At 61.9% G+C, this 8,099-nt stretch carries 5 protein-coding genes; 4 read left to right on the top strand and 1 reads right to left on the bottom strand.

Annotation, left to right across the window (positions count from 1 at the left end; genetic code table 11):
- Positions 1–342: 342 nt before the first annotated feature.
- On the top strand, positions 343–1,701 hold the full coding sequence (locus tag NDO48_RS28780; RefSeq protein ID WP_018426515.1) for an NAD(P)-binding domain-containing protein: 1,359 nt from the start codon (positions 343–345) through the stop codon (positions 1,699–1,701).
- A 464-nt stretch (positions 1,702–2,165) separates the two neighbouring features.
- Here the strand turns inward: NDO48_RS28780 and NDO48_RS28775 are convergent, their stop codons facing one another.
- On the bottom strand, positions 2,166–2,861 hold the full coding sequence (locus NDO48_RS28775; RefSeq protein WP_081623435.1) for a response regulator transcription factor: 696 nt from the start codon (positions 2,859–2,861) through the stop codon (positions 2,166–2,168).
- 435 nt (positions 2,862–3,296) lie between these two features.
- Between NDO48_RS28775 and NDO48_RS28770 the strand changes: the two genes are divergently transcribed.
- The 3 genes from NDO48_RS28770 (at position 3,297) to folD (ending at position 7,966) form a co-directional block, all read left to right on the top strand.
- Complete coding sequence (locus tag NDO48_RS28770; protein ID WP_018426513.1) at positions 3,297–5,006, top strand: APC family permease; 1,710 nt, start codon at positions 3,297–3,299, stop codon at positions 5,004–5,006.
- Between the two features lie 78 nt (positions 5,007–5,084).
- The gene (locus NDO48_RS28765) at positions 5,085–6,797 is read left to right on the top strand and encodes an APC family permease (protein ID WP_051091891.1); all 1,713 of its coding nucleotides are present in this window, start codon (positions 5,085–5,087) and stop codon (positions 6,795–6,797) included.
- 278 nt (positions 6,798–7,075) lie between these two features.
- On the top strand, positions 7,076–7,966 hold the full coding sequence (folD, locus tag NDO48_RS28760; protein WP_026226890.1) for a bifunctional methylenetetrahydrofolate dehydrogenase/methenyltetrahydrofolate cyclohydrolase FolD: 891 nt from the start codon (positions 7,076–7,078) through the stop codon (positions 7,964–7,966).
- Positions 7,967–8,099: the final 133 nt, after the last annotated feature.

Below are 8,099 nucleotides of genomic sequence, written 5' to 3'. Positions count from 1 at the left end.
GCTCCATGCCAGGCAAAAGCAGCCCTGGCTGAAGGATCAAGCTCGGTTGCGGTGGACCCGAGCGTACGGCGGGGTAGTCTGCAAACATCGTCACCACCTCGTCTGAATTTGCCTGTGTGTAAAGTAATTTCAGTCTAGAGAATACCTGCTTTGACGACGCTGGCAAGGCTTCCTTTCATGCCAGTAGCGAAAATCGATGCCACAGGCAGGCGTCGCTGCCCGTCTGCCCGCGTCTGCGCCAAACGCTTCGACGACGAAGCTTGTTGACAGCGACGACGGTCCATTATTATCATCCCAGTGAAATTTCTTTCGTCATGGAAAATTACTGGGAGGTAGTTCCGCATGAAAGCGCGTGTCGCCGTGATTGGAGCCGGGCCATCAGGGCTCGCACAGCTGAGAGCATTTCAATCCGCCGCGGCGAAGGGCGCCGACATCCCGGAAATTGTCTGCTTCGAAAAGCAGGCCAACTGGGGCGGCCTGTGGAACTACACCTGGCGCACCGGCCTCGACCAGTATGGCGAGCCCGTCCACGGCTCGATGTACCGCTACCTCTGGTCAAACGGCCCCAAGGAGGGCCTGGAGTTCGCCGACTATTCCTTCGAAGAGCATTTCGGCAAGCAGATCGCCTCCTATCCGCCGCGTGCGGTTCTCTTCGACTACATCGAAGGCCGCGTGAACAAGGCCGGTGTACGCAAGTGGATCCGCTTCGAGACCGCGGTGCGCATGGTGACCTGGAACGAAGAGACCAAGAAATTCACCGTCACCGTACAGGACCTGCCGAAAGATCACTGCTATTCTGAGGAATTCGACAACGTCATCGTCGCCTCGGGCCATTTCTCGACCCCGAACGTTCCTGAATTCCCCGGTTTCGACCGTTTCAACGGCCGCATCCTGCACGCCCACGACTTCCGTGACGCCCGCGAGTTCACCGGCAAGGACATCCTGATCGTCGGCACCAGTTACTCGGCCGAAGACATCGGTTCGCAGTGCTGGAAATACGGCGCCAAGTCGATCACCAACTGCTATCGCACCGCGCCCATGGGCTTCAAATGGCCCGACAATTGGGAAGAAAGGCCGCTGCTGGAGCGGGTCGACGTCAACACCGCCACCTTCAAGGACGGCTCGACGAAGCGCATCGATGCGATCATCCTGTGCACCGGCTACAAGCACCACTTCCCGTTCCTGCCCGACGACCTGCGCCTGAGGACGGCCAACCGGCTGGCGACCGCCGACCTCTACAAGGGCGTCGCCTACGTTCACAATCCGGCGCTGTTCTATCTCGGCATGCAGGACCAGTGGTTCACCTTCAACATGTTCGACGCGCAGGCATGGTGGACACGCGACGTCATCCTCGACCGCATCAAACTGCCCGCGACCAAGCAGGAAATGATCGCCGACGTCGAAGACCGCGTGGCCCGCGAGGACGCAGGCAAGGACGCCCATGACGCGATCGAATACCAGGGTGAGTACGTCAAGGAACTGATAGCCGAGACCGACTATCCGAGCTTCGACGTGGACGGCGCCAACCAGGCCTTCTTCGAGTGGAAGGAACACAAGAAGAAGGGAATCATGGAGTTCCGCAACCACTCCTACAGGTCTGTCATCACCGGCACGATGGCGCCGGCGCATCATACGCCATGGAAGGATGCACTTGACGACTCGCTGGAGTCCTACCTGCGCACCGCCGAAGCAGCGGAGTAAGACCACGGTCCTCCGGACTGCCCGACATCATCAGATGCCGCCCCACCAGGGCGGCATTTTTGCTTTGGGCTTGTCGGCTGGAAAGATGAAGCTGCGGAAGGATATCGACTTCCCTCGCCTCGACTTTTGGGAGGGCTACTCAGTCAACCAGGGCGAACCAACGGCTCGCCAAAGCCCCTCTCCGTCACGGCTTCGCCGTGCCACCTCTCCCCCACCTCGCGGGGCGAGGGACCCGCGTTCTGCCAAGTCCCGCCCGCAAGACGGACGTATGCGGTGGTCATCGGGATCTCAGTGACCGTACCGCGAATTGCGTGGCTCGCGTTTCCTCGCCCTCACAAAGTGGGAGAGAGGTGGCACGGCAAAGCCGTGACGGAGAGGAGGAAGGCAGGCGACGTGATACGCGAAAGGTGCGAGATCAGTCTCACACCCAGCCGAGTTGCCCCACAGGAACAACTCATCCCGGTTTAACTCAGGCTCGGACCGCGGTTCCTCTCGCTGGCATAGAGCGCCACGGCCATCGCGCGGTTGCGTACGTCGAGTTTGTCGTAGAGATTCTTGAGGTGGTATTTCACCGTGTTCTCCGAAATACCGGTGCGGGCGGCGATCTGCAGGTTCGTCCAGCCGTCGGCGAGCACCGACAGCAGCTCGCGCTCGCGCGTCGTCAGGCGAGACAGCGGCGTGTCGTTGATCTTGGAGACATCGACGTAAGGAATGCAGATCCGGCCATGGCCGACGGCGACCAGCGTGTCGAACAGGATTGCCGGATCGTCGAACTGATAGCAGAAGCCCTGCACGCCGAGCCGCACGCACTGCTTGAGGATCGCCACGTCATGGTCGTTGGAGAAGATGACGACGCGGGCATGCAGGCCCTGGCGCTGCATCTCGGAAAGCACCTCGCCGCTGTCCATGTCGGAGAGCTTCCAGCCCAGCACCGCCAGATCAAAACCCGTCTCGGCACGGGCCGCGGCCTGCAGAAAGGCCTTGCCGCTCTGCAGGCTTTCGACGAGCTCGAAACGGCTGTCACGTGTGATCATGTCGCCCAGAGCTGCCACGACGAGCGGATTGCGCTCGGCAATCAGGACCCTGAATTTGCTCTCTCTTGCCACCGGCACCACCTCAATTCCGATGCCCTGGCGCTGACCTTTCCATGCGGCGTTCATGTTCCTCCCGCCTATGTTATCGCGCCCACCTCTTGCCGAAACGTCCTTGATTTCAGGCCGATCATTCCTCCCGATACGGCCATAGAGATCAATTCATATCATGAATTAATTTTTCATTCCAGTGGATGCGTCAAATTAGCCGCCGAACAGGCGTCTGGAACCGGAAAAACCGCTGAAGCCCGGCGCTCCCACCCGTTCGGGTAGGGTGATTTCGTCCATGCAGGCACGACACCACTGGCCGATCATCCAGGCAAGCTTCCGTTGCGCGATGTTTCCATTAGCCGTGCGACAAAATGGCTTGACGGCGCATCGGATTCGGACAAACTTCACTTTGAGGAAAAAAAGAAGCCTAAGCGGAAAATGCTCGCGTACCACGAAACCGAAAGGTCGGCGTGGGCGAACGGCACTCCTATAGCCAAATGGGGAATTGAACCAATGAGCGCTGTAACTGATGTCAGCACGGCGGAATCCGCCGGGCAACTGCATCGAACAATCGACTGGCGAGGCGCCTTCTGGGTTGCCAGCGGCGTGCCGCCGCTTGTCCTGTTTTCCATCGGCGGCATCGCCGGCACGACAGGCAACATCGCCTTCCTGATCTGGACGCTGTCCATCATCATGGGCTTCATCCAGTCGTTCACCTATGCCGAGATCGCGGGGCTGTTCCCCAACAAGTCGGGCGGCGCCTCGGTCTATGGCGCGACTGCCTGGCTGCGCTATTCCAAGTTCATCGCGCCGCTGTCGGTATGGTGCAACTGGTTCGCCTGGACGCCGGTGCTGTCGCTTGGCTGCACCATCGCCGCCGCCTACATCCTCAACGCGCTGGCGCCGATCCCCGGCTTCACCGAAACCTCGCCCGAGGTGCTGCAGTACATGGCAGCCAATGTCGGCACGAGTGCTGCCGACGCCGTCGCCGCCGTCACCACGGCAGCAACTCCCGGCATCCGTACCTGGACGCTCTACAGCCACACGCTGGGTCCGGTCGGTTTCTCGCTCAACGCCACCTTCTGGATCGGCGCGATCCTGATGCTGATGACCTTTGCCATCCAGCATCGGGGTATCCTCGGCACCGCCAATGTGCAGAAGGTCGTCGGCCTGCTGGTCATCGTGCCGCTTTTGATCGTCGGCATCGTCCCGATCATCACGGGCCAGATCAACTGGGACAACTATTCACCGCTGGTGCCGCTGGCTGCTGCCTATGCGCCCGAGCCCGGCTCTTGGAACGTCGCCGGCTGGACGCTGGCGCTGGGCGGCATGTTCATCGCGGCCTGGTCGACCTACGGCTTCGAGACCGCAGTCTGCTACACCCGCGAGTTCAAGAACCCGGCCACCGACACGTTCAAGGCGATCTTCTACTCCGGCCTGCTGTGCATGCTGCTCTACATCCTGGTGCCGTTCACCTTCCAGGGCGTGCTCGGCATCAGCGGCATGCTGGCAACGCCGATCGTCGACGGCTCGGGCGTCGCCGACGCCATGGCCACCATGGTCGGCGGCGGCGGCCTGGTGAAGACGCTTCTCGTCATGCTGATGATCCTGGCGCTGCTGCTGGCCATCATGACGGCAATGGCCGGTTCGTCGCGCACTCTCTACCAGGGTTCGCTCGACGGCTGGCTGCCGCGCTACCTAAGCCATGTCAACGAGCACGGCGCGCCCACCCGCGCCATGTGGACCGACCTGATCTTCAACCTCTGCCTGCTGGCGATCGCCTCCACCGACGCCACCAGCTTCTTCTTCATCCTGGCCGTCGCAAACTGCGGCTACATCATCTTCAATTTCCTCAATCTCAATGCCGGCTGGATCCATCGTCTCGACAACGGCCACATCCACCGGCCGTGGAAGGCCCCGACCTGGCTGCTCGCAGCCGGCACCATCTTTGCCTTCGTCAACGCCGTCTTCATGGGCGCGGGCGCCAAGGTGTGGAACCCGATGGCGCTGTGGGCAGGCCTGTTCACCGTCGCGCTGATCCTGCCGGTGTTCTGCTTCCGCCACTACATCCAAGACGGCGGCAAGTTCCCGGATCACATGCTCGAGGACCTCGGCATGAACGAGGCCGACCTGAACCGCAAGAAGGCGGGAATCCTGCCCTATGTGACACTGATCGCCGGTCTTGCGGTGGTGCTGATTGCCAACTGGTTCTTCGTGCTCTGACACGCCGGACCCAACAACAAACCCAAACGGTCCCGTGTCGAAAGGCGCGGGACCTTTCGACCAAGTCGGGGAACTGAAATGAGCGCAACAACAATGACAACCGCAGAGGCCGGCGACGGCCTTCACAGAACAATCGACTGGCGCGGCGCCTTCTGGGTCGCCAGCGGCGTGCCGGCTCTGGTGCTGTTTTCCATCGGCGGCATCGCCGGAACCACCGGCAACATCGCCTTCCTGATCTGGACCGCCTCGATCATTCTCGGCCTGATCCAGTCCTTCACCTATGCCGAGATCGCCGGCCTGTTCCCGTCCAAGTCGGGCGGCGCCTCGGTCTATGGCGCCACCGCATGGCTGCGCTATTCCAAGTTCATCGCGCCGCTGTCGGTGTGGTGCAACTGGCTCGCCTGGACGCCTGTGCTGTCCCTCGGCTGCTCGATCGCGGCCGCTTACATCCTCAACGCCCTGGCCCCTATCCCCGGCTTCACCGACACCTCGCCCGAAGTCGTCGCATGGCTCGCAGATCCGGCCAATGCCGGCAAGGCAGCGGCTGACGCCATCGCGGTGCTGAGCGCCGCCGCCACGCCGGCGATCCGCACCTGGACGCTTTATCACGGCTCGCTCGGCCCGGTCAGCTTCTCGCTCAACTCCGTGTTCTTCATCGGCGTGATCCTGATGCTGGTGACTTTCGCCATCCAGCACCGCGGCATCCTCGGCACCGCCAATGTGCAGAAGTACATCGGCCTGATCGTCATCGTGCCGATGCTGATCGTCGGCGTCGTTCCGATCATCACCGGCCAGATTAACTGGGCGAACTACTCGCCGCTGGTGCCGCTCGCCGCCGCCTACGCGCCCGAACCCGGCTCGTGGAACGTCGCCGGCTGGACCCTTGCCTTCGGCGGCATGTTCATCGCGGCATGGTCGGCCTACGCCTTCGAAACGGCCATCTGCTACACCTCGGAGTTCAAGAACCCCGGCCGCGATACGGTGCGGGCGATCTTCTACTCGGGCCTGCTCTGCCTAGCGCTCTACACGCTGGTGCCCTTCACCTTCCAGGGCGTGCTCGGCCTCAACGGCATGCTGGCAACCCCCATTGTCGACGGTTCGGGCGTTGCCGAAGCCATGGCCAAGATGGTCGGCGGCGCGGGCTTCGTCACCTCGATCATGGTGATGCTGATGATCATGGCGCTGATGCTGTCGATCATGACGGCCATGGCCGGTTCGTCGCGCACCCTGTACCAGGGCTCGGTCGACGGCTGGCTGCCGCGTTACCTCAGCCACGTCAACGGCCACGGCGCGCCCACCCGCGCGATGTGGACTGACCTGATCTTCAACGTTTTCCTGCTTGCAGTCGCCGCCGCGGACGCCACCAGCTTCTTCTTCGTGCTGTCGGTGTCGAACTGCGGCTACATCATCTTCAACTTCCTCAACCTGAATTCAGGCTGGATCCACCGCATCGACAACGGCCACATCAAGCGGCCGTGGAAGGCACCGACGATCCTGATCGCCGTCGGCGCCCTGCTTTCCTACGTCAACGCCATGTTCATGGGTGCCGGCGCCAAGGTGTGGAACCCCTGGGCCCTGTGGGCCGGCTTCATTGCCGCCGCCCTCATCATCCCGGTGTTCTGCTACCGCCACTATGTCCAAGACGGCGGCAAGTTCCCTGTGCACATGCTCGACGACCTCGGCATCAGCCAGGAGGATTTGAAGAACCGCAAGGCCGGCATCCTGCCCTATCTGACGCTGATCGCGGGCGTCGCGGTGGTGCTGCTCGCCAACTGGTTCTTCGTCATCTGAGCGGAGCTAAATGAGATACAGGCAGAGGCCGGCGCACGCCGGCCTTTTGCTTTTGAGGCAACGCTCGTCGCGCGACTTCACTCTCCGGAATGCAAATCGCCGATATTTCTCTTCATGAAAGATTTTTGCATTAAGGTTGACTTTCAGGCATGCCGCCTGCTATAGATTCAGACGGGAAAATTCAGCGCGAAAAGCGGGCCGGGTGTTGTATCCGGAGCTGGAAACCTGCGGTATCTGCCGTAGGAATGATCGCGCTTGCCTGGGAGGAAGTGCACAGCATGACGACGGTAATCGATGGCAAGGCAGTTGCCGCCGATGTGGTGGCCAAGGTCCGGACAGCAGCCGAAACGCTGATCGCCGAGACGGGCGTGGTTCCTGGCATCGCGGTCGTCATCGTCGGCCACGACCCTGCCAGCCAGGTCTATGTTTCCTCCAAGGGTAAGAAGGCCAAGGAGTGCGGCTTCCATTCGGTCGAGCATGCATTGCCGGCTGAGACCACCGAGGCCGACCTAGTCGCGCTGATCCGCAAGCTCAACGCCGATCCGGCGATCCATGGTATCCTGGTGCAGCTGCCCCTGCCCGACCACATCGACGCCGGCAAGATCATCCAGACGATCTCGGCCGACAAGGATGTCGACGGCTTCCATTTCACCAATGTCGGCAAGCTCGGCACCGGCGAACTCGACACCGCCTTCGTGCCCTGCACGCCCGCCGGCTCGATGCTCTTGATCGAGCGCGCGCTCGGCGGCGACCTCTCGGGTCTCAGCGCCGTCGTCGTCGGCCGCTCCAACATCGTCGGCAAGCCGATGGCCAACCTTCTGCTCAACGCCAATGCCACCGTCACCATCGCCCACAGTCGCACCAAGGACCTGCCGGCGCTGTGCCGCACGGCCGATATCCTGGTCGCAGCCGTTGGCCGTCCCGAGATGATCAAGGGCGACTGGGTCAAGCCGGGCGCCACCGTCATCGATGTAGGCATCAACCGCAGCGAAGGCGCCAACGGCAAATCGAAGCTGGTCGGTGACGTCGACTATGCGAGTGCAGCCGAACAGGCCGGCGCGATCACGCCGGTACCCGGCGGTGTCGGGCCGATGACGATCGCGCTGCTGATGGCCAACACTGTCACCTCAGCCTATCGCGCGGCAAACAAGGCGGCACCGCGCTTCTAGTTTCGGGCGCCGTCGGGCGCCCTGGAAAATCGAACCAAACTCAAGGGAAGAGAGTCATGGCCGAATTCAAGACCGATATCCAGATTGCGCGTGGCGCGAAGAAGAAGCCGATCCAGGAGATCGGTGCGAAGAT

The sequence above is a fragment of the Aminobacter sp. MET-1 genome, from assembly GCF_026521175.1.
Classification (GTDB): Bacteria; Pseudomonadota; Alphaproteobacteria; order Rhizobiales; family Rhizobiaceae; genus Aminobacter.
This window is presented reverse-complemented; position numbering and strand designations above follow the sequence as displayed.